Below are 1358 nucleotides of genomic sequence, written 5' to 3' on the forward strand. Positions count from 1 at the left end.
GTTTGCCTATCTAGGAGAGAACGCGTCAGAGAGGCCTGCCTGACGCTTATAAGTAATATAGCCCAAATTTTGTTGATAGTGAGTCAAACGTTGACTCACGAGCAAATAAAAACCCTCTGGCTAGGGGAGCAGAGGGTTTAGGTACGAACCTAATCAAGGATGATAAAGCCAAGCGGGGTCGTGCCTGACTTACACACTTTGAGTATAGACGAGTTTTTTGTGTTTGCGACGAGAATGCCAACACCCAAGCAAGGCAAGCAGCGTCGCCCATCCAGCGCTGCCGCCAGAGTCACCGCCACTTGAGCCGCCAGAACTGGCGCTGTTTAGGCGAACTGACTCGGTGTCAGACAGATGCAAGGTGCCTTTGCCGCCGCCACTGTCAATGACGTAGGTGCAGCGCTCGAACGGGGCAATGGTGCCTGTTAAACACGAACTTTCTTCCGCGATGATCGTCGCATCACCCGAGGTGTAAGCGGTATTGACCGCGCCGCCGCGGTGCAGCGATTGCACTTCAATGGTGGTGCGCCCTTTCGCTGTGGCAATGGTTGGGTAGTGCCAACCGTTCACCGTATCGAGGATAAAGTCGGCGGCGTAGTGGAGATCAGTTCCTCCAATTTCTTGGTCTCCGTCTGGCTTCGCCGTCGAGTTAGCGCCAATTAGTATTGCCACTAACTCATTGTTGCCATTGACCCAAGCTGCTCCTGAGTCGCCATTTGTTGTATACCCGAGACCGGTTTGCATTGCTTCAATATGAAATGGGTAGTTTTGAACATGATAGTGAAGTTGGAAGTTTGCACGACCCGGTGGTTGATTGCTATATCCACCAAATCCATCAATGGTGATCGGTGCATCTTGCACATAGGTTGGCGCGTTTAAATCAGCAAAAAACTGAATGCGCGCGTAATCGGTGGCTTCGGTCAATTTGACCAAAGCGACATCTTCTGTGACATAATGTGTGACATAATTAGGATGCAAGGTCACCGACTCGATGATGTCTTGCAGTCCTTCATGGTGTGCATCTTGTATCCAGTGAATGCCCGCCTCGTCACAGTGCGCGGCGGTCAGTACGAACTGGCCGCTGATGCGGGTTCCGGTGCAGTGCCCAACCACGACAGTATTGTCATTCTCAGGCCAATCTACCGGCTCGCCGTCGATCACGGCCCAAGCATTGCTACAAAGACCGGCGGTCAGTAGCCCTATCCACAGCTTAGTCATGCTTCATCTATATGAACCTGCCATGGTTCTTGCGAGCGAGATAATAAGCTGATGATACCGGTGGGAGAAGGGCTTGCTGAATGCGAAGCACCTTCCTTACATTCAAAAGCCGCCTACTGCTTCTTTTACAGCGTGGTGATGCG

The 1358-nt window shown here is 51.8% G+C and carries 1 protein-coding gene; it reads right to left on the reverse strand.

Features of this window, described 5'->3' with window-relative positions; all coding sequences use genetic code 11:
* Window positions 1-189: 189 nt before the first annotated feature.
* Window positions 190-1215, reverse strand: a complete 1026-nt coding sequence (locus KIO97_RS26540) for a trypsin-like serine protease (RefSeq protein WP_285384404.1) — start codon at window positions 1213-1215, stop codon at window positions 190-192.
* Window positions 1216-1358: the final 143 nt, after the last annotated feature.

Source organism: Vibrio sp. B181a (assembly GCF_030248375.1).
Lineage (GTDB): Bacteria > Pseudomonadota > Gammaproteobacteria > Enterobacterales > Vibrionaceae > Vibrio > Vibrio campbellii.